Consider the following 26,344-nt stretch of genomic DNA (forward strand, 5'->3'; position numbering starts at 1 on the left):
CCCGTGGAGCGCATGATGCGCGACGCCAAGATCACCCAGATCTACGAAGGCACCAACCAGGTCCAGCGCATCGTCATGGCCCGCAACCTCCCGTAGGGCGCGGCCGGCGCGACCGCGGCCCCCGGCGTGATGCCGGGGGCCGCTGTGCCGTGCGGGGTCGGCGTTCGCCCGCGCGGTGGGACTAGTTGTCCGTGATCGTGATGTCGGAGTGCTCCGCGCCGCAGGCGCTGGCGGCGCTGTCGTGTGTGGCGTCACCGCTGTAGGAGGCGGTCCACTTGTAGTCGCCGTCGTTGGCGGCGTCGATCCGGAACGTGGTGTTGTTCGTCGAGGCCTGACCGTTGACCAGCGGGATCGCGGGGCTGGTGTAGACGGGCATGCTGCAGGTGGCGTCGTCGGGGCCGTACAGCTTGAAGACGACGGTGCCGGTCGGCTGGCCGCCGGCCGTGGCGGTGACGGTGCTGCTGTCCTGCGGGTACACGTACTGCGCGGTCGTGACGTTGGCGCCCGCCTTGATCACCCGCAGGGGCTCGGACTCGCAGGCGCTCATCGCGGCCTGGTTCTTGGCGTCGCCGCTGTAGCTGACCTGCCACCAGAAGGTGCCGATCGTGTCGAACGTCAGCGCGCTGGAGTCGGGGACGACCCCGTTCACGACCGGGAGGTTCTCGCCGGCGAGCCGCCGGTCCTGGGTGCACGCGTTGTCCGAGTACACGGCGTAGGTGACCGTGCCGCCCGCGTCGGGGGTGGCGTCCGACAGGGTGGCCGAGTCGGTCACCGAGCCGCCGATCACGACCTCGTCGGCGGAGAGGTCCGTCACGATCGCCGGCCGGGCCTTGGTGACCACGGACGACTCGTTCGGGTCGCCGCAGGCGGTGGTGGAGCCGGAGTTGTTGGCGTCACCGCTGTACTGGGCGATCCAGTAGTAGGTGCCCACCGCGGTCGGGAAGTACTGCGCGGAGTTGTAGTTCCCGTTGCCGTTCACGTTGACGGTGCTGGTGAAGACGGCGGTGCCGGAGCACTGGGCGTTGTCGTAGAGGCGGAAGGCGATCGTTCCGGTCGGGCTGACGCCCCCGCCCAGGGTGGCGGTGTCACGGATCGGGTCGCCGATCGTCACGCTCGGCGTCGCGGTGGTGATCAGCGACGTGCAGTTGGTGAGGTTGACCCGCTGCGGGTCGATGAAGTCCTTCAGCTCGGAGTTGAAGGAGTCCGAGGAGCGGCTCTTCACATAGGCCGAGCCGAAGGTCCGGCAGTCGCCGCCGGACGGGAAGATCGCGTCGAAGGAGATCGCCGCCTCACCGAAGGTGAACGGGTCCAGGGGGCCGAGGCCTCCGGCGGCGATGGTGCCGCCGGCCTGGTTGGCGGGGATCAGGGTGGTGTTGACCGAGCCGAGCGCGTCCGGGTTCTCCCCGTCGCTGATGACGTCCGCGGGACCCCAGACCGCGCCCGTCCACTCCCGGATGGAGATGGTCGGGACGGTACCGCCCCGGGAGAGGTCGTACGTGATGAGCTTGTCGCCCTGGGTGCGGACCGGGGTCGCGGTCTCCACGGGCCCGTTGTTCGCGCAGTTCGTCGGCATGGCCATCGGGTTGCAGAACTTCTGGTTCAGCTCGAAGTCCATGTTCGTGGTGCCCTGCGGGCTGTTCACCCGCTGCCAGAACAGTTCGAGGAACTTCGGGGTCGTGGTCTCCTCGGTGTGGACGCCGAAGGAGAGCAGATCGCTCTTGTTGGGCGGGATCGACCCGGTGACGATCGTCGGGTTCGCGTCGTTCTCGGACGAGCCCTGACCGAAGGAGTTGTCGTTGGCGCCGCTGGGCCGGTCGCGCTTCGGCACGATCCGCAGCGGGGTGCCGGTGCCGCCGGTCAGCCAGTCGATGCAGGTGGCCGCGGGGCCGTTGACGACCAGGTTGGCGTTGGTGTCGATCTCGAAGCGGCTGCCGTCCAGCGCGGTCGGCGTCGCGCAGATCGGCAGGGCTGCCGACAGGGCGGCCTGGGCCGGCGACGCCTGCGCGATGAACGCCCCGGCGAGCGATACGGCCAGCAGGGCTGTGCCGGCATGACGCCTGAGGGGTAGGGGTCTGGTCACTGCGAACGCTCCTCGGTGCTCTGCGAGAGGTCATGCGCGTCCGCGTCGTCATCGCGTGCCGGTGGCCGAGGTCCCGGTCGCCGGCGGTGCGGGGGCGGCGCGCGGGGAGGAACGTAACAGGGAGATAAGGATAAAACGGTCAACACGGGCGACACTTCGTGGGGGCGCCCCCGCGACCGCCCCAGTGGAGGAGCGCGCGGAGGGCATCTGGCGCCGGTGCGTCCCGGAAGGAGGCCCCCCGCCCGCGGCGTGCCGGCCGGGGCGGGGGCCGAGGTCGCCGGTCCGGGATCAGCGGTCCGAGGTCACCGTGACCGGCTCGTCGTTCCTGATCTGCTCGACGAGCTGCTTCACCTTCGGCATGTCCCACTTCAGCGAGCCCTGCGGCGCGCTGCCCGCCAGCGGCATGTTCATCGACTTGCCGTCGCCGCCGCTGATGCCCTTCATCGCGAAGAACATCTTGCCGAGGTCGTACAGCGACATGTCCTTGTCGACGATCAGCGTGTCCAGGCCGGCCCCGAGCGTCGGGTACAGGGCGAACGGGTTGAGGATCGTCCCCGGCGTCGCCGCCTGGTTCGCCAGCGCGGACAGGAACTTCTGCTGGTTCTTCGTCCGGGCGAGGTCCGACTCGGCGAAGGCGTACCGGGTGCGGACGAAGGCGAGGGCCTGCTCGCCGTTGAGGGTCTGCTTCCCGGCCTGGAAGTCGGCGCCCGACTTCTTGTCCTTGAAGCCCTTCTCGATGTTCATCTCGACACCGCCGAGCGCGTCCACGATGTTCGCGAAGCCGGCGAAGCCGATCTCCGCGTAGTGGTCGATCCGCAGCCCGGTGTTGAACTCGACCGTGCGCACGAGCAGCTCGGGCCCGTCCATCGCGTACGCCGCGTTCAGCTTGGAGCCGCCGCGCGCCGGGTACGCCTTGCCGGACTCGGAGCCGACGAAGTTCGGGATCGTCACCCACGAGTCGCGGGGCAGCGAGATCATCGTGTTCCCGCTGGAGCAGGCCGCGAGGATCATCATCGAGTCGGTCCGCTTGCCCTCAGCGGAACCGGTGTGCAGCTTCTTCTTGTCCTCGGCCGTCATGCCCTCACGGCTGTCGGAGCCGACGATCAGGTACGTCGTGCAGTCGCCCTCGGCCGGCCGCTCGACCACCTTCGACAGGTCGACCTCGTTGCGCATCTGCGAGCTGGCCCACGCGTACGTCCCGACGCCCCACGCGAGGACGCCGACCACCAGCACGATCGAGCCGATCTTGATCCGCTTGCGCCAGTCCGGCGCGGCGCCGGAGGGCCGGGCACCGGTACCGGAGGGTCCCCCCGGACCCCCGGGACCGCCGTGACCGTGCCCGCCACCCTGCGGGGACCCGTACACCTGCCCGGTGCTGTACCCGGAGTCGTACCCCGTGGCCTGCGCCTGAGTGAAGTTCGGGTTGTACTCCTGCCCGTGTCCCTGGTCGCCGTACCCCTGCTGCCGGGGGTACGGCTGCCCCTGGGGGCGGCGCTGCTGCTCAGGCCAGTCATTCATGCGGACCAGTGTGCCGGTCTCCGCTTTCCGGGCGACAGGCCGGGTGGAAAATAGGACCGGGGCTGTTGCGAAGCTGATGCAAAGCAGACAACGCCGATACCCGGCATAAGGTGGACGACATGACAGAACCGGCCGGCATACCCGGCAAGCCCACCTCGGCCTCCCGCACCACCCTCAGCCACATCATGACGAGCCACGACACCAACCTCCTCGGCACGGTGCACGGCGGCGTGATCATGAAGCTGGTGGACGACGCGGCGGGCGCCGTCGCCGGCCGCCACTCCGGCGGCCCGGCCGTGACCGCCTCCATGGACGAGATGGCCTTCCTGGAGCCCGTCCGCGTCGGCGACCTCCTCCATGTGAAGGCCCAGGTGAACTGGACCGGCCGCTCCTCCATGGAGGTCGGCGTCCGCGTCATGGCCGAGCGCTGGAACGACACCACCCCGGCGACCCAGGTCGGCTCCGCCTACCTCGTCTTCGCCGCCGTGGACGGCGACGGCAAGCCCCGCACGGTCCCGCCGGTCCTCCCGGAGACCGAACAGGACAAGCGCCGCTACCAGGAAGCCCAGATCCGCCGCACCCACCGCCTGGCCCGCCGCCAGGCCATCAAGGAACTGCGCGAGCGGCGCCAGGCCGAGGGCTACCTCGACTGAGGCGCGGGGGGCCGTCCCGCGCCCCGGCCCCGCGCGACGGTCACGGACAGACGACCTGGTCCCCGGTGACCGCCTCGAACGGCCCCCGAACCGGCACCGTCTCCGCCCGCACCGCGGTGACCCCCTTGTAGTCCGCCCCCACGGTGACCCGCAAGGTCCCGCCCCGCCCCGGCACCGCCTTCAGCTCCGCCCCCGGCAGGGCGGCCGCCAGGGACCGGGCGGACCGGTCCCACCGGGGGTCGTACTCCACCAGCGTCCGCTCCCGCGAGGGCCCCGCCCCCGTCATCGGCGACCGCGTCGTGTCGAACCCCGTCGCCCGCAGCGCGTCGTCCACCTTCCGCCCGAGCCCGTCGGTCCGCGTCCCGTTGTAGACCTGCACCCGGATGTTCCTGGGCGCGACGTCCACGACCGCGGCCTTGGCCTTCTTCTCCGCGGCCGCCGGCCGGGGCGCGGCCAGCGGCCGGTCCTCCCGCACCGCCGCGAACAGCCGCTGCGCCTTGTCCGCGTCCCACTTCACCGTGGAGCCGATCCCCTTCACGGGGAAGTCCATGTCCCCGATGGGCACGGACACGAACTCCGAGGACGCCGGCGTGAACCCCCGCATGCCCTTCGCGAGCGCAAGCAGCTGATCCGTACCGAAGTCCTCGTCGGCCCGCACCGACCCCAGCATGGTCGTCGCGACCTCCCGGAACCGCACCGGGTTGAACAGCACCCCGCCGCTGGTCAGCCGGTCCACAAGGGCCGCCAGGAACTTCTGCTGCCGCTGCATCCGCCCGATGTCCGCGGCCCCGTCGATGTGCCGGGAGCGCACGTACTGCAGCGCCTGCCCGCCGTCCAGCTCATGCGTCCCGGCCGCCAGGTCCAGGCCCGAGTAGGCGTCCTTCACCGGCTTCGGCGTACAGATCTGCACCCCGCCGACCGCGTCCACGGTCCGCATGAAGCTGGTGAAGTCGACCTCCAGATAGTGGTCGATCTTGACCCGGGTCATGGCCTCCACGGTCCGCACGGTCAGCGCCGGCCCGCCCTCCGCGTAGGCGGCGTTCAGCTTCACCGGGTGCGCGCGGTGCCTCTCGCCGCTGTTCTGGTCGGTGTGCTCGGGCAGCTCGGCGTACGAGTCCCGGGGCAGCGAGACGACGCTCGCCCGGTCCCGGTCCTCCGAGACGTGCACGAGCAGCACGGTGTCCGTGCAGTGGCAGGGCGCCCCGCCGAGCCGGTACTTCTCCTTCTCCTCGGCGGTGATCCGGTCGCGTCCGTCGGTGCCGACGACGAGCACGTTCATGCCGGTCCCGGCCTGCGGCCGGTTCTTCATGTCCTTGAAGGGGTCCACCCGCGTGATCCCGGTGTCGAGCCCGGTGACCACCGCGTGCCCGATCCCGCCGGCCGCGAGCACCACCACGGAGAGCGCGGTCGCCATCCGCATCCCCCACCGGGGCCGCCGCCGCACCGGGGCGGGACCGCCGCGCCGGGGGACGGGCGGGCGGCCGGCCGTGCCGGGCGTGCGGGGCGGACGGGGCGTGCGGGGCGGTGTGGGCACGAACGGACACCTCCGCTGGTGTGACCGAGTGAAGACGGGGGACCGTGAGCACCGTAGGCCCATACGATCAGCCGGTAGGGTCACCGGCCCCGGCGGCGCGCGTCGCTGTCCCCCATTCGCGGTAACGTGACCCGTTGATGAGCGCGACACCCCCCGTATCCGTGATCATGCCGGTCCTCGATGAGGAGCGGCATCTGCGCGACGCGGTCCGTCACATCCTGGAGCAGGAGTACGACGGCGAGATGGAGGTGGTGATCGCCCTCGGCCCGTCCACGGACCGCACCGACGAGATCGCCGCCGAGCTGGTGCGGGAGACCGCGTCCGGTCGGCGCGCCCGGGTCCACACCGTGCCCAACCCCACCGGCCGCACCCCCGCCGCCCTCAACGCGGCGATCAAGGCCTCCCGGCACCCGATCGTCGTCCGCGTCGACGGCCACGGCATGCTCTCGCCGGACTACATCGCGACCGCCGTCCGCCTGCTGGAGGAGACGGGCGCGCAGAACGTCGGCGGCATCATGCACGCCGAGGGCGAGAACGCCTGGGAGGACGCGGTCGCCGCCGCGATGACCTCGAAGATCGGCGTCGGCGACGCGGCCTTCCACACCGGCGGCCGGGCCGGCCCCGCCGAGACCGTCTACCTCGGCGTCTTCCGCCGCGAGGCGCTCGAACAGCAGGACGGCTACAACGTCGAGTTCGTCCGCGCCCAGGACTGGGAGCTCAACTTCCGCATCCGCGCGGCCGGCGGCCTGATCTGGTTCTCGCCGGAGCTGCGCGTCCGGTACCGTCCGCGGCCCTCGGTGAAGGCGCTGGCCAAGCAGTACAAGGACTACGGCCGCTGGCGGCGCGTCGTGACCCGCTATCACGCCGGCTCCGTCAACCTCCGCTACCTGGCCCCGCCGGCCGCCGTCTGCGCCATCGCCGCGGGCCTGGTCGCCGGCGCCACCCTCACCCCGCTCGGCTTCGTGATCCCGGCCGGCTACCTCGCCGCGATCACCGCGGGCTCGGTCCCCGCGGGCAGGGGCCTCCCGCTGAAGGCCCGCCTCCGGATCCCGGTGGCCCTGGCCACCATGCACATGTCGTGGGGCCTCGGCTTCCTGACCAGCCCCCGCTCGCTCGCGAGGAAGGTCATCGCGAGCCGCCGCCCGGCGGTCCGCGCGGCCGGGCCCGAGACGGTCTGACCGCCTGCGCGGACACGGCGACGGCCGGACCCCTCCACGAGGGGCCCGGCCGTCGCCGTATCCGAGGGGCGGGCGGTCAGCTCTTCCCGTCCCACTTGTAGACCGAGTAGACGTCCATGCAGTCGGCCTTGTCGCTGGCGCCCTCGGGCAGGTCGCCGGCCTCCTGCTTCGGCTTCTCGTACGTGTCGCCCTCGCGCCAGTCCGCGCCCACCACCAGGGTGAGGCCCTGCACGTTCGCGTCCGCGCGGACGGTGGACGGCGGCAGGCCGAGGACGGCCGCCACGGACTCGGCGTCCGCCCGGCCCTGGTCGCCGGCCGCCTTCGGGTAGGCGACGACCGTGCCCTTGCTGGGTTTGGCGTCCTTGGAGGTGTCGGCCTGGGTGAAGCCCTTCGCGACCAGCCCCTCGGCGATGTCCTTGGCACGCCCCTCGACGGGCGGCTCGTCGTTGCCGCCGGTGCCGTTGACGACGGTGACGGCGAGCGTGGCGGGCGCGGCGGCCGTCGCCTTCGGCGTCGCGGAGGCCGTCGACTTCGGCTTGGCCGGCGCCTTGTCGCCGTTCTTGTCGAGGGCGACGTCGTCCCGGAGCATGTTCCAGATCTTGTCGGCCGAGGCCTTCGGCTTCAGCCAGGCGTCCGGGTTCGGCGGATACGGGTCGGTCGGGATGGTGACCGTGGAGAGCCGGTCGACCTTCACGTTCTTCAGCTGCATGCTGAGGTCGAAGAGCTTGGCCACGGTGTCGAGGCCGTCGGAGACCTCCAGCGCCTTGGTGCCGGTCTCCGCGAGGCCCATCAGCCGGGGGGTGTCCGTCCAGGCGTTCTGCTGCTGGAGCTTCTTCAGCATGCCGTTGAGGTACATGTGCTGGGCCTTGGCCCGGTTCTGGTCGCTGCCGAAGGCATGCCGGGTGCGCAGCCACTGGAGCGCCTGCTCGCCCTTGACCTCGGTGGTGCCCCTGGGCAGCTTCAGCCCCGAGCCGCCCTTGACCCGGGCGGTCGACTTGTCGTGCACACCGGTCTTGACGCAGACCGGGACGCCGCCGACCTCGTCGGCCATCGCCACCACACCCGCGAAGTCGACCATGATCCAGTGGTCGATGTAGACGCCGGTGAGGGTCTCCCAGGTGGTGAGCGTGCAGCCGGCACCGCCCCGGGTGAGCGTCTCGTTGATGGGCCGGTCGCTGGTGCCCGGGTACGGCGTGCCGTCCTCGCCCTTGCAGTCGGGGATCTTCACCACGGTGTCGCGGGGTATGGAGATCAGCGAGGCGTTCTGCCGGTCGGCGGAGACGTGCAGCAGCATCTGGACGTCGGCCCGGGGCTTGTCCTTCCGGAGGTCCTTGCCGCCGCCGAGCGCCACGTTCGCGTCGGAGGCCCGGTCGTCCGAGCCGATCAGCAGGATGTTCAGGGGCGTGTCGCCCAGCGCGTTCGGCGCCGCCTTCTTCACGCCGCTCTCGCCGCCCGCGCGGCCACCGCTGCGGATGTTGCTGTTGAGATGCTCGTAGTACGCGTAGCCGGCGCCGGCCGTGCCGAGGATCAGCACGGAGACGCCGATCGCCGACCAGCGCAGCACCTTCCGCTTGCCGGCCTTCTTGGCCTTGCGGCGCGCGGCCGCCCGGCCGCCCGCCGTGCTCGCGGCGGAGCCGTCGTCGCCCGTCGTCCCGCGCCGGCGCGCGGCGCGGCCGGCCTGCGCCGGCACGTCGGCCGGATCCGGCGTCCCTACGGCGCCGGTGGCCTCACCCGCGCCGTGCAGTTCGTCGTCCCAGCCACGGTCTCGGGCGTGCGGAACGCTTGGTTGCGTCCCCTCCCGTCGCACGCTGTTCTGTCCCACCCCAGGTCCCCTCTTCGGTCAGGCGCGCGCCGGACTCCGGTGTTTCCGGGTCACTTCGCGCACACCTGCTTGTCCGCTGCTACTTCTCCCAGATCCTTCGGCGCCTTTGCCGGTCCGGTGATGGGCACCCCCGCGCCCTTGAAGTCCGAGCCGAGGACGAGCGTCATGGGCTCGCGTTCCGCGGCGTCGGCGGTGCCCTGCTTGAGCGCCGTCGCGGGCAGCCCCATCATGTCCGCGAGGGCGCGGGCCTGATCGGCCTGGTTCGGCGCGTACTCCAGGGTCGTCTTCGCCGCCTTCTCGGGGGCGTTGCTCTTGTTGGTGGAGCGCAGGACGCCCTGCTCGATCTGGAGCCAGTTGATGGTCGACTGGGCCGCGCCCTGGATGCCGCTGCCGTTGTAGACGTCGACGCGGACCTCGGCGGACGGGGCCCGCTCGCCCTCCAGGAGCGCCGCCTGGGCCTTCGCCTGGGCGCTCTTGGCGGCCTGCTCCTTCTTCTTCACCTCGGTGAGCGAGGTGTCGCTCTGCAGCATCGCGAAGAGCTGCGGCGCCTTGGTCGGGTGCGGGACGACCGTCGCCTTGACCTTCTCGGCGGGGTTGTCGACGACCGGCAGCGTCGCGAACGCGATGTTCTTGGTGTCGATCCCGGCGAGCTCGCCCGCCAGGTCCTGGAGCTTGGTGAGCGACCCTATTCCGGAGTCGACGGTGAGCGCCTTGGTGGCGGCGTCGGCGAGGTCGAAGAGCTTGCCCGGGTCGGTCAGGGTGTCGTCGGACTTCATCTGACGGATCATCGAGCTCAGGAACTGCTGCTGGACCTTGATGCGGTCGAGGTCCGACTCGTTGCCGAAGCTGTGCCGGGTGCGGACGAAGGCGAGGGCCTGTTCGCCCTGGACGACCGACTCGCCGGCCGGCAGCTTCAGGTGCGACTTCGGGTCGTCGACGGGCTTCTCGACGCAGACCTTCACACCGCCGACAGCGGTCGTCATCTCCTTGACGGCGTTGAAGTCGGCCATCATGAAGTGGTCGACCTCGACGCCGGTGAGCTCCTCCACGGTGCGCATGACGCAGCCGGGGTCGCGGCCGTTCTGCCCGAGGCTCACGTTGAAGCGGACGTCGGCCTCGGCGGGGATCGTCTTGATCTGGTCGCCGTCCTTGACCTGGCACTCGGGGATGTTCGTCTTCAGGTCGCGCGGGATCGAGACCGCGGTGGCGTTCGACCGGTCCTTGGAGACGTGGAAGAGGATCGTGGTGTCGGCGTGGCCGGGGCTGTTCTTGTCGCCGTAGCCCGCGTTGCCCGCGCCGGTCCGCTTGTCGGTGCCGATGAGCACGATGTTGAAGGCCTCGCCCTTGCGGAAGCCCGCGCTCTTGTTCTTGCCGACGACCTCGACGACGTCGAGGTTGCCGTTGAGCCGGTTGTAGAGCGCGTACGCGCCGACCGCGCCGCCGACCAGGACGAAGGCCATCGTGCCGCCGGTCCACAGCAGGACCTTCTTCTTGCGGCTGGCGCCCTGCTTGCGCTTGCGGCGGCTCTGCGAGGGCACCCGACGGCCGCCGCCGGACGAGCCGGACGTGCCGGGCGCGGCCTCGGGGGTCTCCGGCTCGGCGGGCCGCCGCCGTCTCTGACCCGGAACGGGAGCCTCGGCCGGGGCGGTTGACCGGGCCGGGGGGCGGGTACTGGAACCGGTGGTACCGCTGGGTGACTGCCCAGCGGAGTGGTCCAGTCGCAGTTCGTAGTTGCCCGTCTGCGGGTTGAGCACCCACTGGTCGGCGGGGTCGATCTCGTCCGCCCGTCCACGGCTGTGCGCGTCCACGGTTCCTGTCCTCCGTCGGTGCCACGCGGGGCGCCTCCCCCTGTGGGCGCCACTCGGTCGTTCGATCCTTGGCTGAGTGCGACCACACGGTCGGGGTGCACCGGATCGCGTCACACTATCCGCCCAGTTCAGCGCGGGGCGACGTCCGTGACAAATTCCACGCCCCTTACAACTGGGCAATCCGCTCAAACCACATCGGCCCCGGCCCCTCCCTTGGCTCCGGCTTTACCCAACCGCCCCGCCCGCCGCTAGGAACACACCCCTTCCGCGGCGTTCCGCCCGGTGAAGGTCGGCGTCGCGCTCGGCGCCGGTGTGCCCGCGTCGTCGGGCTTCCCGTCGGAGGATGCGTCCGCGCCCTCCTCCGGTTCCGCCTTCGTCACCAGGACCGGCTTGTCCTCGCGGAGTTGCCGGAAGAGCTCACTCGCCGCGGGTTGCACCAGTTCGTCCCGGTTCGCGTTGTACGTGTACGGGCGCCGCGGCACCGTGAGGAACTGCACCTTCTCCGTGGGGATCGCCCGCATCGTCCGCGCCAGGTCGTACAGGTCCCGCAGCGAGTCGAGCCCCGGATCCGTCGTGATCGACTTCGTCGCCGCGTCGAGCACCGGATACAGCTTCGCCGGGTTCAGCAGCACCCCGTTGCTCTGCACCTTGTTGACGAGCGCGCCCAGGAACATCTGCTGCCGGTCCATCCGTTCGGTGTCGCTGCCGTTCCCCAGCGACTTCCGGGCCCTCACGAAGCCCAGCGCCTGCTCCCCGTCCAGCGTCTGCCGGCCCGCCGGCAGCTTCAGCTTCGCGTCGGCGTCGTCCACCGGCTCCTTCAGGCAGACCTCGACGCCGTCCACCGCGTCCACCATCTTCTTGAAGCCCCGGAAGTCGATCACCATGTGGTGGTCGACCCGGATCCCGGTCAGCTTCTCGACGGTACGGATCGTGCACGCCGTCCCGCCCCACTCGAACGCCCAGTTGAACTGCGCCAGCTGCTCCCGGGTCCGGCCGCCCCCCTCGGTCCTGGCGCAGCTCGGGATCGTCACCATCAGGTCGCGCGGGATCGACACGGCCGTCGCCCCCGACTCGTCGGCCGCCAGGTGCAGCAGGATGACCGTGTCCGAGCGCTGGGTGCCGCGGTCCTTCCCGTACTTCCGGTTCTCCTCGCCGGAACGGGTGTCCGAGCCGATCAGCAGGATGTTCCGCGCGGCCGACACGACGGCCGACGGCCGCTCCGTCTCGTACCGCCGCAGCTCGTCCGCCGCGGTGGTGTCGGTGGTGATGTTGTCGTCGAGCTTCCGGTAGAACCACCAGCCGGTCCCGGCCGCCCCGAGCAGCACGACGGACACCCCGAGCGCCGCCCACCGCAACCAGTGCCGGCGCGGGGCGGCGCCCGGCCCGGAGTCCGGTTCCGGCTCCGCGTCCGGTTCCGGCTCCGGTTCCCGCTCCGCGTCCGCGTCCGCGTCCGGTTCCGGCTCCGCGTCCTGCTCCGGCTCCGGCTCCGGGTCCGGTTCGGCGGGCGTGCCAGCGCGCTCCGTCACGTCGTCAGTCCGTCCTTCGGGTCAGGGCGTCTCGGGCGCGTCGGGCGCCCGGCGTTCGCAGAAGGAGACGGCCGAACCCGACACGGGGTTGTACGGAGGAGACGACTCCCCCCGGGCCGATCATGTACCGGACTCGCCGTACGGTCGCGGGTACGCGGCGCGTCGGTCGGCCGAACGGGTGCAACGGACGCGCGAACGCCACGGGCCGGGCCCCCGTCCGGGGGCCCGGCCCGTCTCCGCTCCGCCCGTCAGAGGGCCGTGGCCGTGACCCGCTCGCTCTCGATGCGCTTCTCCAGGGACTCCGGCGCCAGCTCGCCCAGGTGCCGGCACAGCACCACGGAGCCGCCCGCGGCCAGGGGCGCGTACAGCCCGGCCGAGAGGCCCTCCCAGGAGTCGTACGGCAGCCCGGACAGCAGGCGCGAGCCGGGGCCGAGCCCGAGCCGGACGGCGTCGAGCCGGGCCTGCTCGACGAGCTGGACGCCGCTGCGTTCCGTACCGTCGACGACGAGGGCCGGCGCGTCCGCGTCCACCGGCGCGTACGGCGCGAAGCGGTCGCCCTGGCTCGGCACCTCGACCGCGTAGTCCGCGTATCCGGCGGGCACGGACGGGAAGCGGCGTCCCAGCGGCGCCAGGGAGAGCGCGATCCGCTCCCCGGAGCAGGCCAGACCCGCGTCGAGCGCGTCCGGCCCCGCCACCACCAGGTCGGCGGCCGCCGGGTCGCCTCCCAGCTCGGCCGTCACACCGACGGAGGAGCAGGCGAGCAGCCAGACGGCGGTCTGCCAGTGCGCGGGCAGCAGCAGCGCGAGCCGGTCGCCGGGCTCGGCGGACAGCTCGCCCTGGAGCAGATTGGCGGTCTTCGCCACCCAGTTGGCGAAGGTGGCGACGGACAATTCCACCCGTTCACCGGTGGCGTCGTCGTAGTAGGTGACCAGAGGGCGGGCCGGGTCCGCGGCGAGCGCGGATCGCAGCAGGTCGGCGGGGGTGCGGTCGCTGGCGTTCACGCCGGACAGGGTACGCGGGCCGGCGCGCCGCCCTGGGCCGTACCGGTGACGGGGTCCTCCGGACGGCCTGACGGGCCGTCCGTCTCCCGGCGCGCGCCGGGCACCCGAACCGCCCACGATCGGGCCATGCGTGCCTCACTCGCCTCCTCGATCGCCGTCGCCTGCGCGGCCGCGCTCGCCCTGCCGGTCACCCTCGTCGCCCCCGCGACGGCCACCGCGCGTCCGGCGGCGAACGCCCTGCCACCGGCCCAGGACGAGCTGCCGGGCTCCACCCAGTCGCTGCCGCTCCGTCCGCTGGGCCCCTCCGTCCGCACCTTCGGCACGGAGCCGGGCGCCGCCGGCGAGCAGGGCCTGACCCGACGGGACGTCAGACCCTTCTCCCTCGTCGGCGTGGTCTGGGACGATCCGGCCGCCGCCCTCCACGGCACCGTCCAGGTCCGCACCCGCGCCACCGCCGACGGCGTCTGGTCGCCCTGGCAGGACGTGGAGACCCACAACGAGGAGCACGGCGCCGACCCCGGCACGGCCGAGGGCGCCACCGGCACCCTGCGCGGCTCCACCGCCCCCCTGTGGGTCGGCGACTCGGACGGCGTCGAGATCCGCGTACGGGGAGAGGCCGGAGGCGGTACGACTCCGCTCCCGGCCGGTCTCCGGCTGGAACTGGTCGACCCGGGCGAGGCCCCGGAAGCGTCGGACACCGGGGCGGCACCGGCCCCCCGCACCCGGGCGATGGCCCCGCCGGCCGTCCTCACGGCCGCGGAGGCGGCCGCGAGCGGCGTCAACAGCCAGCTCGCCCCCTACGGCGCGACCGCCATCCCGGCCGCCGACCCCGCCCGCGAGACGGCCGCCGGGGAGGCAGTCGCCGGGGAGGCGCTCTCCCGGGAGACGCTCGCCCAGGAGGCGGCGGAGCCCGCCGCCGGGAAGAAGAAGCCGTACATCGGCCCCCGCCCCAAGATCATCACCCGCAAGGGCTGGGGCGCCGACGAGAAGATCCGCGAGAAGGGCTTCGTCTACACCAAGACGATCAAGGCGGCCTTCGTCCACCACAGCGCCACCGGCAACAACTACACCTGCGGCCAGGCCCCCTCCGTCCTGCGCAGTATCTACCGCTACCACGTGAAGAGCAGTGGATGGCGTGACTTCGGCTACAACTTCGCCGTCGACAAGTGCGGAAACATCTACGAAGGCCGGGCCGGGGGAGTGGCGAAGCCGGTCCTCGGCGCGCACACCCTCGGCTTCAACACCAACAGCATGGGCGTCGCCGTCCTCGGCACCTTCACCAGCACCAACCCGCCGGCCGCCGTCGTGACCGCCGTCGCCCGCCTGACGGCCTGGAAACTCGGGCTCCACGGCGTCAACCCCAAGGGCACCCAGACCCTCGTCTCCGGCGGCGGCAACCTCTACAAGAAGGGCAGGAAGGTCACGTTCCACACCATCGCCGGACACCGTGACGGATTCGCCACGGAGTGTCCCGGCGGACGTCTCTACGGCAAGCTCGGAACCGCCCGCGCCTCCTCCGCGAAATACCAGGGAAGGAGCTGATGGGGGCACGGAGGCAACCATCTGCATAAACTGACCGGTCATATCGCACGGACGACCGAGACGGGCGCGCCGAACGGCCCCGAAGCAGGAAGCAGAGACGACACGTGACAGAAGCGATCCTCCTGGTCGGGGGCAAGGGCACCCGGCTGCGACCGCTCACGGTCAACACGCCCAAGCCCATGGTCCCGGCGGCGGGCGTCCCCTTCCTGACGCACCAGCTGGCCCGGGCCAAGGCCGCCGGCGTCGAGCACATCGTGCTCGCCACCTCCTACCTCGCCGAGGTCTTCGAGCCGCACTTCGGTGACGGCTCCGACCTCGGCCTGAGCCTGGAGTACGTGACCGAGGAGGAACCGCTCGGCACCGGCGGCGCGATACGCAACGTCGCCTCCCGCCTCCACTCGGGCCCCGACGACCCGGTCCTCATCTTCAACGGGGACATCCTCACCGGCCTCGACATCCGCGCCCTGGTGGCCACGCACGCCGACTCCGGCGCGGACGTCTCCCTCCACCTCACGCGCGTCGAGGACCCCCGCGCCTTCGGCCTGGTCCCCACGGACGGGACGGGCAGGGTCACGGCCTTCCTGGAGAAGCCCCAGACCCCCGAGGAGATCGTCACCGACCAGATCAACGCCGGCGCGTACGTCTTCCGCCGCTCGGTCATCGACTCGATCCCCGCCGGCCGCCCGGTCTCCGTCGAGCGCGAGACCTTCCCGGAGCTCCTCGCCTCCGGCGCCCACCTCCAGGGCATGGTCGACTCCACGTACTGGCTGGACCTCGGCACCCCGCAGGCCTTCGTCCGCGGCTCCGCCGACCTGGTCCTCGGCCGCGCCCCCTCCCCGGCCGTCCCCGGCCGCTGCGGCGACCTCCTGGTCCTCCCGACCGCCCGGGTCGCCCCCGACGCCAAGATCACCGGCGGCACGGTGGTCGGCGCGCACGCGACGGTGGGCGAGGGCGCCCGGGTGACGGGCTCCACCCTCCTCGCGGGCGCGGTGGTGGAACCCGGCGCGGTCGTCACCGACTCCCTCATAGGCGCCGGCGCCCGCATCGGCGCCCGCTCGGTCCTCACGGGCGCGGTCATCGGCGACGGCGCCCACGTGGGCCCCGACAACGAACTCCGCGACGGCATCCGCATCTGGTGCAACGCCACCCTCCCCGCGGGCACGGTCCGCTTCAGCTCGGACCAGTAGGAGGAGGGGCGCCGCCGTCCCGTTGCGGGCACAACGGGACGGCACCTTCGCGGAGGCCTCCGCACCCGCGCCTGAACCCGCATCCGTACGGAGCCGCACCGCACCCGGCTACGCTCGTACCCATGGCCGGCCGCTTCGCACCAAGACCCACCCGCACCACCACCCGCGGCGGCCACCTCGACGTACCGCCGGTGCAACTGGACCTGGGCCTCACCCTGGGCCCCCTCCGCAGAGGCCCCCACGACCCGACCTTCCAGGTCACGCCCACCGGCGAGGTCTGGCGAGCCACCCGCACCCCGGAGGGCCCGGCCACCCTCCGCGCGAGGGCGCACGGCACCGAGGTCAGTACGGACACCTGGGGCCCGGGCGCGGCCTGGCTGGACGAGCAGCTCCCCGCCCTCCTCGGCGCCGAGGACGACCCCACCGCCTTCGTCCCCCGCCACAGACTCCTCCTGGCGACCCACCGCCGCCGCCCCGGCCTCCGCCTCACCCGCACCGGCCTGGTCCTGGAGTCCCTGATCCCGTCGGTCCTGGAGCAGAAGGTCACGACGACGGAGGCGTACGGCTCCTGGCGCCGCCTGGTCCGCCAGTACGGCGAGCCGGCCCCGGGCCCGGCCCCCGAGGGCCTGCACGTGATGCCGGACGCCCGCACCTGGGCGAGGATCCCGTCCTGGGAGTGGCACCGCGCCAACGTCGACGGCAAGCGCGCCGCCACGATCGTCCGCGCCGCCCGCGTCGCCCCCCGTCTGGAGGAGGCGGCCCACATGCCGCCCCCGGAGGCCCGCAGGCGCCTGGAGCTGATCCCCGGCGTCGGCCCGTGGACCTCCGCCGAGACCGTCCAGCGCAGCAACGGCGCCCCGGACGAGGTCACCACCGGCGACCTGCACCTCCCCGGCATCGTCGGCTGGGCCCTGGCGGGCGACCGCACCGCCGACGACGCGACGATGCTGGAGCTCCTGGCCCCCTACGAGGGCCAGCGCCACCGCGCGGCCCGCCTCATCCTGCTCAGCGGCCGCACCCCGCCCCGCCAGGCCCCCCGCCTGGCGCCCAACGACATCACCCGCATCTGAGGCGACGGCGCCGGCGGCGCCGACGGGCCCCGTCAGCGCACCTCGACGAACTCCGCTGCCGCCCGCCCCGGCCGCTCCTTCGGCGCCGCCGCCGGATGGCCGATCGCGACCGCCCCCATCGGGTCCCATCCCTCCGGCAGCCCGAGCACGTCCCGTACGACGTCCCGGCAGAACATCGTCGAGGAGACCCAGGCCGAGCCGAGGCGCTCCCCGGCCAGCGCGACGAGGAAGTTCTGGACGCCCGCGCCGGCCGCGACGACGAACATCTCGCGCTCGGCGGCGTCGCGGCGCGGATCGCCGTAGTGGTGGGCGCCGTCCATGACGAGGCAGGGCACGGCCAGGTACGGCGCGTTCCGCAGCACGTCCCCGCGCCGCACCCGCTTCGCGACGGACTCCTCGGACTTCCCGTCCCGCCGCAGGTCCGCGATCCACGCGTCCCGCATCGCGTCGAGCAGCCGGAGCCGCGACTCCGCGGACTCCAGGAGGACGAACCGCCACGGCGTGGTGTGGTGCGGGGCCGGCGCCGTCACGGCCGCGGCGACCGCGCGCCGTACCGCCCCGGGGTCGACGGGGTCGCCGGTGAACTCGCGCACCGTGCGCCGCAGCGTCACCGCCTCCCGTACGGCCTCCGAGGTGCCGAGCCGGAACATGTCGTCGGCGGCGGCCCGTACCAGCGCCCGCGCGCCCGGCTCGTCGTCGTCCCCGACGACGTGCGGCAGCCCGCGGACGACGGCGACGGGCACGCCGGTGGCCTTGCCCTTCACCAGGTCGCCCGCGGCGGCGAGTTCGTCGGCGGTGGCGACGACGGTCACGCTCAGGTCGTTGCCGTGGGAGTCGGTCGCGCCCCGCAGGTCGTCCAGGACCCGCACGCCGGCCGCGCCGATCGCCACGTCGGTGAGCCCGGCCCGCCAGGGCCGTCCGAAGGTGTCGGTGACGACGACCCCGACGTCCACGCCGAGCGCCTCGCGCAGCCCCGTCCGGATCCGCCGCGCCGACGCGTCCGGGTCCTCCGGCAGCAACAGCACGGTCCCGGCGGGCGTGTTGGAGGCGTCGACCCCGGCCGCCGCCATGACGAGCCCCTGCCGGTTCTCGACGATGCGGAGGGTGCCGCGCCGCGCCACGACCCGGACGGTCTCCGCGTCGATGGCCTCCTCGCGGTCGTCGGCGGCGACGATCCGGCCCTCCGCCTTGCTCACGATCTTGGAGGTGACCAGGAGCACGTCGCCGTCCTCCAGGCCGGGGGAGACGGACGCGATCAGCTTGGCGAGGTCGTCCCCGGGCGCCACCTCCGGCAGCCCGGCGAGCCCCCACACCCGGTACGAGGCCGGCGGCGGCACCGCGCCGGCCGTCACCCGCGGACCTCCTCGGCGAGCGCCAGCGCCGCCCGCGCCATCGCGGCGGTCGCGTCCACGTCGGTCATCATCAGCGGCACCGCCCGGCAGGCGATCCCGGCGGCCTCGACGTCGGCGACGGAGCCCGCGTCCACGGTGTCCACCAGCCAGCCGTCGATCAGGCCGGAGCCGTAGTGGCGGGCGACGGCCGCGGCCGTCGACTCGACGCCGACGGCCGCGAGCACCTTGTCGGCCATGCCGCGCACGGGCGCGTCCCCGACGATGGGGGAGAGGCCGACGACCGGCGCGGCGGCGGCCGCGACCGCCTCGCGGATGCCGGGCACGGAGAGGATCGTGCCGACGGAGACCACCGGGTTCGACGGCGGGAAGAGGATGACGTCGGCCTCGGCGATCGCCTCCAGGACGCCCGGGGCGGGCTTGGCGGCCTCCGCGCCGACGGCCACGACGGCCTTCGCGTCGACGGAGGCGCGCAGCTTCACCCAGTACTCCTGGAAGTGCACGGCCCGCTGCTCCCCGTCGACCTCGATGGCGACGTGCGTCTCGACGCGGTCGTCGGACATCGGCAGCAGCCGGACGCCCGGCCGCCAGCGGGCGCAGAGCGCCTCGGTGACGGCGCTCAGCGGGTAGCCGGCGCCGAGCATCTGGGTGCGGACGATATGGGTGGCGAAGTCCCGGTCGCCGAGGCCGAACCACTCGGGTCCGACCCCGTACGCGGCGAGCTCCTCCTTGACGGCGAAGGTCTCCCCCTCGCGGCCCCAGCCCTGTTCCTCGTGGATGCCACCGCCGAGGGTGTACATCACGGTGTCCAGGTCGGGGCAGACCTTCAGCCCGAAGAGATGGATGTCGTCACCGGTGTTGCCGACGACCGTGATCTCCGCGTCCGGGACGGCCCGCTGGAGACCACGAAGGAAACGGGCACCACCGATGCCGCCTGCCAGAACCACAATGCGCATGCGCAGCAGTGTGTCAGGCGGTGATCGCCTCCGGGGCGGCCGGGGCGGCGCACCGGCCCTGGAGCGACTCGTGCATCGGCTCGTGCATGGGCATCTCGGTCAGTCCGGGGAAGTAGACGTGGAGGCTGACGACCGGCTCCAGCGAGTCGTTGACGACCTCGTGGGCGTACCCGGGCGCGTAGACCCGCTGGGTGCCGGGCCGCAGGACGCGCACGCCCCGGTCCGTGCGCTCCGTCAACTCGCCCTGGAGGACGGTGAGGACGCCGGAGGAGCGTCCGTGGTCGTGGAGGCCGCTGCCCTGGCCGGGTACCCAGGAGAGCAGCCACACCTCGTAGCCGGGCCCGGTGCGCAGGCGGTGGTACCAGCGGGTGGTGGCGTCGTACTCGACGTGCGGGGCCCACCGGTCGCGGTCGGCGGCGAGCTCGCGGGCGAGGCCGGCGAACTCGGCGACGGTGACGGGGTGCTCGCGCTCGGGCTGGAGCAGGTGCGGGACCTCCATGAGGTCGCCGGCGATCTGAAGGTCACTGTCCATGTTCATGGGTGGGGTGGTTCCTCAGCAGAAACGGGGATGCGGTGGGGGGTCACGGCCCGGGGAGGGGCGCGGAGGTGACACGGGTGACGCAGGGTGACGCTGGGAGGAGCAGCCGGAGCTCGGGGGCATCAACAGCTGGAACAGCAACAGCAACAGCGCGCCTGGACAGCGCGGCGGAACCCACGGGCGTGGGTCGCGGAGGGCGCTGCGGTCGCTGGCATGCCACCAAAGTGGCGGGAGCGGTACCCGACTGTCAACCCAATGCCCGATTTGGGGGTAATGTTTCACCTCATCCGGTTACCGTGCCCGGAGAAAGGTTTGTTCAGGCTCGGACCAGGCAAGATGGCGCAGCAGTCGGGCCCGTAAACATGGCCGCGGCGGACGCGGTCCGTGATCGGACTGTGATCCGGATCGCTTCCATGGCTGGATCGCAACAAGATCCAAGTCTCGTACGTCCTTCTGGACGGAGGTGCGACACCACGGGAACCGCCGGTGGCATGTGTCACGTTTTTTGGTGATTTGAACACTTTCTGCATAGGCTTGGTTCCGCAGAGTGAATACGGGGCCCAATAGCAGATCTCGGCTTGACTCGCACAGAGCACGAACTTGTAATTTCACTCGTGTCGTTCGGCCGTTTCGATCACGGCGACATCACGGGACGCACAGACAGACGAGGGGCGCAGATGACCGAGTTGTTCCAGGAACTGCTGGTCGAGGACGCGGACGAGGAACTCGGCTGGCAGGAGCGCGCGCTGTGCGCCCAGACCGACCCCGAGTCCTTCTTCCCCGAGAAGGGCGGCTCGACCCGCGAGGCCAAGAAGGTCTGCCTCGCCTGCGAAGTCCGCTCCGAATGCCTGGAGTACGCGCTCCAGAACGACGAGCGCTTCGGCATCTGGGGCGGCCTGTCCGAGCGCGAACGCCGCCGCCTCAAGAAGGCCGCCGTCTGACCCGCCGCCGTCCGAAAACCACCCACGGTCCGTCTCCCCCACCCAGGGGGGACGGACCGTCCGCGTTGTGGGCATACGTTCCGCCTGGGGGTCCCCCCTGGACGAAGTCCTTGGGGGAGGAACGGGTGGGCACAACCCCCCAGGGCGGCGCCCGCCCTCCCGCACGCCCACCCCCAGCGCCCGCACCCGCCGCAGCCCGCACCCGCGGGCACCCGCACCCGCCGCGGCCGCGGGCACCCGCACCCGCACCAACGAGGCGCCCCACCCGCAACCACTAGTGTGGGCCTCCGTCCAAGCCGCTCCCACGCCCCACCGCGGGCGACCCCGGCCGGAGGGCCTGTAGCTCGATGTCCTCAACTCCTGAGTTCCCCAGGCACGTCGTCACCGCCGTGCTCGTCACCCACGACGGAGCCCGCTGGCTGCCCGACGCGCTCTCCGGGCTGCTCGCCCAGGAGCGCCCGGTGCAGAGCGTGATCGCCGCCGACACCGGCAGCGCCGACGAGTCCGCGCAGCTCGTCGCCGAAGCCGTCGGCCCCGACCGCGTCCTGCACCTCGCCCGCCGCACCGGCTTCGGCGCCGCCGTCGACGAGGCCGTCCGCACCGCGCCCGTACTCGGACCCGAGGACCTGCCGTACCTCAAGCGCCCCAGCGGCTGGGACCCCGTCAGCCGGAGCTGGAACGACGAGGCCTACGACCTCCCCGAACTCCCGCACGGCGAACCGGTCCAGTGGCTGTGGCTGCTGCACGACGACTGCGCCCCCGAGCCAGGCGCCCTCGCCGAACTCCTGCGCGTCGCCGACTCCGACGCGTACGCCGCCGTCATCGGCCCCAAGCTGCGCGGCTGGTACGACAGGAAGCAGCTCCTCGAAGCCGGCGTCACCATCGCCCGCAGCGGCCGCCGCTGGACCGGCCTCGACCGCCGCGAGCAGGACCAGGGCCAGCACGACCAGATCCGCCCGGTCCTCTCCGTCTCCACCGCCGGCATGCTCGTCCGCCGCGACGTCTTCGAGGAGCTCGGCGGCTTCGACCGCCGCCTGCCCCTCATGCGCGACGACGTCGACCTCTGCTGGCGCGCCCACTCCGCCGGCCACCGCGTCCTCGTCGCCCCCGACGCCGTCCTGCGGCACGCCGAGGCCTCCGCCCGCGAGCGCCGCTCCGTCGACTGCGCCGGCCGCACCGCCGCCAGCCCGCACCGCGTCGACAAGGCCGCCGCCGTCTACACGCTGCTGGCCAACACCTCGGGCCGCGCCCTCCCCTACGTCTTCCTCCGCCTCGTCCTCGGCACCGTCCTGCGCACCCTCGGCCTCCTCGTCGGCAAGGCCCCCGGCCAGGCCGTCGACGAGATCATGGGCCTCCTCGCCACCCTGCTGCGGCCCGAGAAGATCCTCGCCGCCCGCACACGGCGGAAGAACCCCGAGGTCCCCTCGGCCGAACTCCGCCCGCTGTTCCCGCCGCCCGGCGCCACCGTCCGCGCCGCCGCCGAACAGCTCGTCTCCCACTTCGGCGGCGACGAGGCCGACTCCGGCGGCTCCCGCCACGGCGCCGTCGAGTCCGGCCCCGGCGGCGACGACGCCGACTTCCTGGAGGTCGAGCAGTTCGCCCGCCTGAAGAAGATCGCCCGCAAGCCCGGCCCGGTCCTCTTCGCCGTCCTCCTCCTCGTCTCCCTCGCCGCCTGCCGCAACCTCTTCGCCGGCGGCTCCCTCGCCGGCGGCGTCCTGCTGCCCGCCCCCGACACCGTCTCCGAACTGTGGGGCCGGTACGCGGACGCCTGGCACACCCTCGGCACCGGCGGCACCCAGACCGCCCCGCCCTACCTCGGCATCCTCGCCGGACTCTCCGCGCTCTTCCTCGGCTCCACCTCCACCGCGCTGACCGTGCTGCTCGTCTGCTCGGTCCCGCTCGCCGGCCTCACCGCCTACTTCGCCGCCCGCGGCCTCGTCGGCTCCCGCCTCCTGCTCGCCTGGGGCGCCATCGCCTACGCCTTCCTGCCCGCCGCCACCGGCGCCCTCGCCACCGGCCGGCTCGGCACCGCGATCCTCGCGATCCTGCTCCCGCTGATCGCCCGCGCCGCCGTCGCCGCCCACGGCCTGAACCGCCCCGACCGCGGCAGCTGGCGCGCCACCTGGGCCTACGCCCTGCTGCTCACCGTCACCACCGCGTTCACCCCGATCGTGTGGCCGCTCGCCGTCCTCCTCGGCCTCGGCGTCCTCGCCTTCCGCCGCGACGACATCACCGCCTACGGGCTCCGCTTCCTCGCCGCCGTCGGCACCCCGATCCTGGCCCTGGCCCCCTGGTCGCTCTCCCTGCTGACCGGCCCCTCCGCCTTCCTCCACGAGGCCGGCCTCGACCTGCGCACCGGCACCGCCTCCGCCGTCGACCTGCTCGCGAGCAGCCCCGGCGGCCCCGGCACCACCGGCGGACTCCTCCTCCTCGGCCTGGTCCTCGCCGCGCTCGCCGGCCTGCTCCGCGAGGAGCGCCGCCGCGCGGTCCTCGCCGCCTGGACCGCCGCCCTCGCCGGCCTCCTCCTCGCCGCCCTCGCCAACGGCGCCGACGGCACCGGCTGGGCGGGCCCCGCCACCCTCGTCTACGGCGCCGGCCTCATCGCCGCCGGCATGCTCGGCGCCGAGGGCGGCCGCAGCCGCGTCGCCGCCCACGGCTTCGGCTGGCGCCAGCCCGTCGCCGCCCTCGTCGCCCTCGCCTGCGCCGTCGGCCCCGCCGTCGCCGCCGCCGGCTGGATGCTCGGCGGCGCCGACGGCCCGCTGACCCGCCGCGACCCCGTCCAGGTGCCCGCCTTCGTCGCCCAGATGGCCGGCGAGGAGAACCAGCCCCGCACCCTGGTGCTCTCCGGCAGCTCGCCCGGCGCCGTCGACTACACCCTGGTCCGCGGCTCCGGCGCCCGCCTCGGCGACGCCGAACTGACCGCGACCGCCGAGCCCGACGCGCGCCTCGACTCCGTCGTCGCCAAGCTCGTCGCCGGCTCCGGCGCCGACCAGACCCAGGAACTCAGCGCCTTCGCCATCCGCTACGTCCTGGTCAAGGACGGCTCGCCGCGCCAGATGAGCCGCGTCCTCGACACCACCCCCGGCCTCTCCCGGCTCAGCAAGCTCGACGGCGTCGCCCTCTGGGAGGTCGACCGCGAGATCGCCCGCGTGATGATCGTGCCGCCCGCCGCCAAGCCCGGCAGCACGGCCGACGTCCTCCCGCTGCCGGTCCCCGCCGGACCGGTCGAGGCCCACGCCGACATCCCCGCCGGCCCCGCCGGCCGCGTCCTGCGGATCGCCGACCGCGCCGACGAGGGCTGGACCGCCACCCTCGACGGCACCGCGCTCACCCCCACCACCGTCGACGGCTGGGCCCAGGGCTTCCAGCTCCCCGCCGAAGGCGGCCGCCTCGACCTCACCTACGACGAGCCCCTCGCGCACACCGCCTGGATCTGGACCCAGCTCGGCCTCGCCGTCGTCCTCGTCGTCCTCGCCCTGCCCGGCCGCCGCCGCGAGATCGACGACGACCTGCCCGAGGAGGAGACGGCCATCCCGGCCCAGGCCACCGAAGGCGACGGCCGTCGCGCCCGCCGTCTGCGCGCCGCCGCCGAGGCCGAGGCCGCCGCCGTGGCCGCGGGCGCCGAGGACCGCCCCGACGCCCCGGACACCGGCCACCCGGCCGCCCCCGCGCCCGCCCCCATCCCCGGTCAGCAGACCGCCGAGGCGGACGAGTGGGACACGACGGGCCAGGACCCCGCCTACGCCGAGCAGCAGTACGCCCCCGGCTACGACCGGCAGGGCTACCCCCAGGAGTACGCCGACCCGTACCAGCAGCAGGCGTACGCGTACCCCCAGCAGGGCTACGACCAGGGCCAGGGCTACGACCCGCAGAACCCCCCGGCGTACGACCCCTACGCCGCCCCCCAGGGCTACGACCAGGGCCAGGGCCAGGGCTACGAGCAGGGCCAGGGCCAGGGCTACGAGCAGGGCCAGGGCCAGGGCTACGAGCAGGGCCAGGGGTACGACCCGCAGAACCCGCAGGCGTACGACCCCTACGCCGGCTACGACTACGGCTACCCGCAGGGCGGCCAGGCCCACGAGACCGAGCAGCGTCCCGACGGGAGCAGCAACCAGTGAAGCGCCCCACCCCCTCCCTGATCGCGGTCGTCACCGCCCTCGCCGCCGTCACCGGCTTCGCCGCGCTGACGGCCCCCGGCGAGCCCGGCGCCGCGTCCGCCGCCCCCGCACCGCAGGCGGCCCGCCTCCCCGTCGAGCGCACCAGCCTGCTCTGCCCCGCCCCCAGCACCTCGGACGTCGCCGAGACGCTCACCACCTCCTTCACCCCGCCCGGCGCCGCCGCCGCGGCCGCCGCCAGCACCACGGCCCCCAAGCCGTCCGCGGTCCTCGGCCTCGCCAAGAACCCGGACGCCCCGGCCCTCAAGAAGGGCGCCAAGGCCCCCGGCACGGTCACCGCCCCCGGCAAGCCCGTCGCCGCCGAGGCCGACGGCGCCGTCACCCACGGCCTCACCGGCACCGCCACCGGCACCCTCGCCCCCGGCTGGACCGTCCAGCAGACCACCGTCGTCCCGGCCGGCGCCGCCCGCGGCCTCCTCGGCGTCACCTGCTCCGCCCCCGACACCGACCTCTGGTTCCCGGCCGTCTCCACCGCCAAGGGCCGCACCGACTACATCCACCTCACCAACCCCGACGACGACATCGCCGTCGCCGACATCGAGCTGTACGGCCCCGAGGGCGAGCTGAAGACCACCATCGAGCGGGAGGGCATCGACATCCCGCCCCACTCCACCACCGCCGTCCGCCTCAGCCCGCTCCTCTCCGAGAGCCCCCACGAGAACCTGACGGCCCACGTCTCCACCCGCGAGGGCCGGGTCGGCGCCGCCCTCGGCTCCGCCACCGACGGCGTCGGCAGCGACTGGCTCTCCGCCTCCGCCGACCCGGCGGCCCGCCTCGTGCTCCCCGGCATCCCGGCCGACGCCACCGGCGTCCGCCTCGTCGCCTTCGCCCCCGGCGACTCCGACGCCGACCTGAAGATCCAGCTGGCCACCGCGAACGGCACGATCGTCCCCGCCGCCGCGGAATCCCTGCACGTCAAGGCCGGCATGACCGCCTTCGTCGACCTGCCGGACCTCACCCGGGGCGCCGCCGCCTCCCTGCTGCTCACCCCGACCGACCCCAAGAAGCAGGTCCCGGTCGTGGCCGCGCTCAAGGTCGTCCGCGGCAAGGGCTCGGACACGGAGATGGCCTTCATCCCGGCCGCCGCCCCCATCACCGGCCGCGCCACCGTCGCCGACAACCGCGCCAAGGGCACCGCCCTCGCCCTCACCGCCCCCGAGGCGGCCGCCCAGGTGAAGGTCACGGCCTCGGCCGGCACGGAGGGCGGCGCCCCCGCCACCCGCACGGTCTCCCTCAAGGCGGGCACCACGACCGTCCTCACCGACCTCGCCCCCAAGGACGTCAAGGGCTCCTACGCGCTGACCGTCGAACCGGTCGCGGGCGGCGGACCGGTGTACGCGTCCCGCGCGCTCACCCTCCCCGAGGACGGCATCCCGATGTTCACCGTGCAGACCCTGGTGGACGACCGGGGCACGGTCGAGGTCCCGGCCGCCCGCCGCGACATCACGGTCCTCGACGACTGACGG

The 26,344-nt window shown here is 73.3% G+C and carries 19 protein-coding genes; 9 read left to right on the top strand and 10 right to left on the bottom strand.

Annotated features, from left to right (window positions below):
- A partial coding sequence (locus tag ABZ621_RS36775; RefSeq protein ID WP_157849844.1) for an acyl-CoA dehydrogenase family protein occupies positions 1–96 on the top strand: 96 nt, incomplete at its 5' end.
- 85 nt (positions 97–181) lie between these two features.
- On the opposite strand, the gene ABZ621_RS36780 is transcribed toward ABZ621_RS36775, so the two are convergent.
- Together ABZ621_RS36780 and ABZ621_RS36785 are read right to left on the bottom strand one after the other, a co-directional pair.
- The gene (locus ABZ621_RS36780; protein ID WP_360611416.1) at positions 182–2,080 is read right to left on the bottom strand and encodes an Ig-like domain-containing protein; all 1,899 of its coding nucleotides are present in this window, start codon (positions 2,078–2,080) and stop codon (positions 182–184) included.
- Between the two features lie 288 nt (positions 2,081–2,368).
- Entirely contained in the window at positions 2,369–3,598 is a 1,230-nt protein-coding gene (locus ABZ621_RS36785) for an LCP family protein (RefSeq protein ID WP_360611418.1), read from the bottom strand.
- Between the two features lie 119 nt (positions 3,599–3,717).
- Between ABZ621_RS36785 and ABZ621_RS36790 the strand changes: the two genes are divergently transcribed.
- Positions 3,718–4,251 carry an acyl-CoA thioesterase gene (locus ABZ621_RS36790; RefSeq protein WP_360611420.1) on the top strand — a complete coding sequence of 178 codons (534 nt, stop codon included), beginning with the start codon at positions 3,718–3,720 and terminating at the stop codon, positions 4,249–4,251.
- A gap of 40 nt (positions 4,252–4,291) precedes the next feature.
- Here ABZ621_RS36790 and ABZ621_RS36795 read toward each other — a convergent pair whose 3' ends face one another.
- Positions 4,292–5,785: an LCP family protein gene (locus ABZ621_RS36795; RefSeq protein ID WP_360611422.1), complete on the bottom strand. Its 1,494-nt coding sequence runs from the start codon at positions 5,783–5,785 to the stop codon at positions 4,292–4,294.
- A 137-nt stretch (positions 5,786–5,922) separates the two neighbouring features.
- Here ABZ621_RS36795 and ABZ621_RS36800 point away from each other — a divergent pair, with 137 nt between their 5' ends.
- Positions 5,923–6,963, top strand: coding sequence for a glycosyltransferase family 2 protein (locus tag ABZ621_RS36800; RefSeq protein WP_360611423.1), 1,041 nt, complete (start codon positions 5,923–5,925; stop codon positions 6,961–6,963).
- A gap of 76 nt (positions 6,964–7,039) precedes the next feature.
- Here the strand turns inward: ABZ621_RS36800 and ABZ621_RS36805 are convergent, their stop codons facing one another.
- The 4 genes from ABZ621_RS36805 to ABZ621_RS36820 all read right to left on the bottom strand — a co-directional run bounded on the left by ABZ621_RS36805 (position 7,040) and on the right by ABZ621_RS36820 (position 13,120).
- On the bottom strand, positions 7,040–8,785 hold the full coding sequence (locus ABZ621_RS36805) for an LCP family protein (RefSeq protein ID WP_360611426.1): 1,746 nt from the start codon (positions 8,783–8,785) through the stop codon (positions 7,040–7,042).
- A 50-nt stretch (positions 8,786–8,835) separates the two neighbouring features.
- Positions 8,836–10,593, bottom strand: coding sequence for an LCP family protein (locus tag ABZ621_RS36810; protein ID WP_360611427.1), 1,758 nt, complete (start codon positions 10,591–10,593; stop codon positions 8,836–8,838).
- A 248-nt stretch (positions 10,594–10,841) separates the two neighbouring features.
- Positions 10,842–12,119 carry an LCP family protein gene (locus ABZ621_RS36815; RefSeq protein WP_360611429.1) on the bottom strand — a complete coding sequence of 426 codons (1,278 nt, stop codon included), beginning with the start codon at positions 12,117–12,119 and terminating at the stop codon, positions 10,842–10,844.
- Between the two features lie 248 nt (positions 12,120–12,367).
- Positions 12,368–13,120: a TIGR03089 family protein gene (locus tag ABZ621_RS36820; protein WP_360611431.1), complete on the bottom strand. Its 753-nt coding sequence runs from the start codon at positions 13,118–13,120 to the stop codon at positions 12,368–12,370.
- Between the two features lie 126 nt (positions 13,121–13,246).
- Here ABZ621_RS36820 and ABZ621_RS36825 point away from each other — a divergent pair, with 126 nt between their 5' ends.
- The 3 genes from ABZ621_RS36825 to ABZ621_RS36835 all read left to right on the top strand — a co-directional run bounded on the left by ABZ621_RS36825 (position 13,247) and on the right by ABZ621_RS36835 (position 16,919).
- The gene (locus tag ABZ621_RS36825; RefSeq protein ID WP_360611433.1) at positions 13,247–14,662 is read left to right on the top strand and encodes a peptidoglycan recognition protein; all 1,416 of its coding nucleotides are present in this window, start codon (positions 13,247–13,249) and stop codon (positions 14,660–14,662) included.
- Positions 14,663–14,766: 104 nt separating this feature from the next.
- The gene (locus ABZ621_RS36830) at positions 14,767–15,849 is read left to right on the top strand and encodes an NDP-sugar synthase (RefSeq protein ID WP_360611435.1); all 1,083 of its coding nucleotides are present in this window, start codon (positions 14,767–14,769) and stop codon (positions 15,847–15,849) included.
- Positions 15,850–15,971: 122 nt separating this feature from the next.
- A complete protein-coding gene (locus ABZ621_RS36835) occupies positions 15,972–16,919 on the top strand; it encodes a DNA-3-methyladenine glycosylase 2 family protein (protein ID WP_360611437.1) in 948 nt (315 codons plus the stop codon).
- A gap of 32 nt (positions 16,920–16,951) precedes the next feature.
- Here the strand turns inward: ABZ621_RS36835 and ABZ621_RS36840 are convergent, their stop codons facing one another.
- The 3 genes from ABZ621_RS36840 to ABZ621_RS36850 are packed head-to-tail and all read right to left on the bottom strand — an operon-like array spanning position 16,952 to position 19,762.
- Positions 16,952–18,271 (bottom strand): coenzyme F420-0:L-glutamate ligase, encoded by a 1,320-nt coding sequence (locus tag ABZ621_RS36840; protein ID WP_360611439.1) that lies wholly within the window; start codon positions 18,269–18,271, stop codon positions 16,952–16,954.
- Positions 18,268–19,224, bottom strand: a complete 957-nt coding sequence (cofD, locus tag ABZ621_RS36845) for a 2-phospho-L-lactate transferase (protein WP_360611440.1) — start codon at positions 19,222–19,224, stop codon at positions 18,268–18,270. The genes ABZ621_RS36840 and cofD overlap by 4 nt, the downstream gene beginning before the upstream one ends.
- Before the next feature lie 13 nt (positions 19,225–19,237).
- Positions 19,238–19,762: a cysteine dioxygenase family protein gene (locus tag ABZ621_RS36850; RefSeq protein ID WP_360611441.1), complete on the bottom strand. Its 525-nt coding sequence runs from the start codon at positions 19,760–19,762 to the stop codon at positions 19,238–19,240.
- A gap of 677 nt (positions 19,763–20,439) precedes the next feature.
- Between ABZ621_RS36850 and ABZ621_RS36855 the strand changes: the two genes are divergently transcribed.
- The 3 genes from ABZ621_RS36855 (at position 20,440) to ABZ621_RS36865 (ending at position 26,341) form a co-directional block, all read left to right on the top strand.
- Entirely contained in the window at positions 20,440–20,703 is a 264-nt protein-coding gene (locus ABZ621_RS36855; protein WP_015033978.1) for a WhiB family transcriptional regulator, read from the top strand.
- A gap of 347 nt (positions 20,704–21,050) precedes the next feature.
- On the top strand, positions 21,051–24,821 hold the full coding sequence (locus tag ABZ621_RS36860) for a glycosyltransferase (protein WP_360611443.1): 3,771 nt from the start codon (positions 21,051–21,053) through the stop codon (positions 24,819–24,821).
- Positions 24,818–26,341: a DUF5719 family protein gene (locus ABZ621_RS36865; protein WP_360611445.1), complete on the top strand. Its 1,524-nt coding sequence runs from the start codon at positions 24,818–24,820 to the stop codon at positions 26,339–26,341. The genes ABZ621_RS36860 and ABZ621_RS36865 overlap by 4 nt, the downstream gene beginning before the upstream one ends.
- Positions 26,342–26,344: the final 3 nt, after the last annotated feature.

This window comes from Streptomyces sp. NPDC007863, from assembly GCF_040633895.1.
GTDB lineage: Bacteria > Actinomycetota > Actinomycetes > Streptomycetales > Streptomycetaceae > Streptomyces.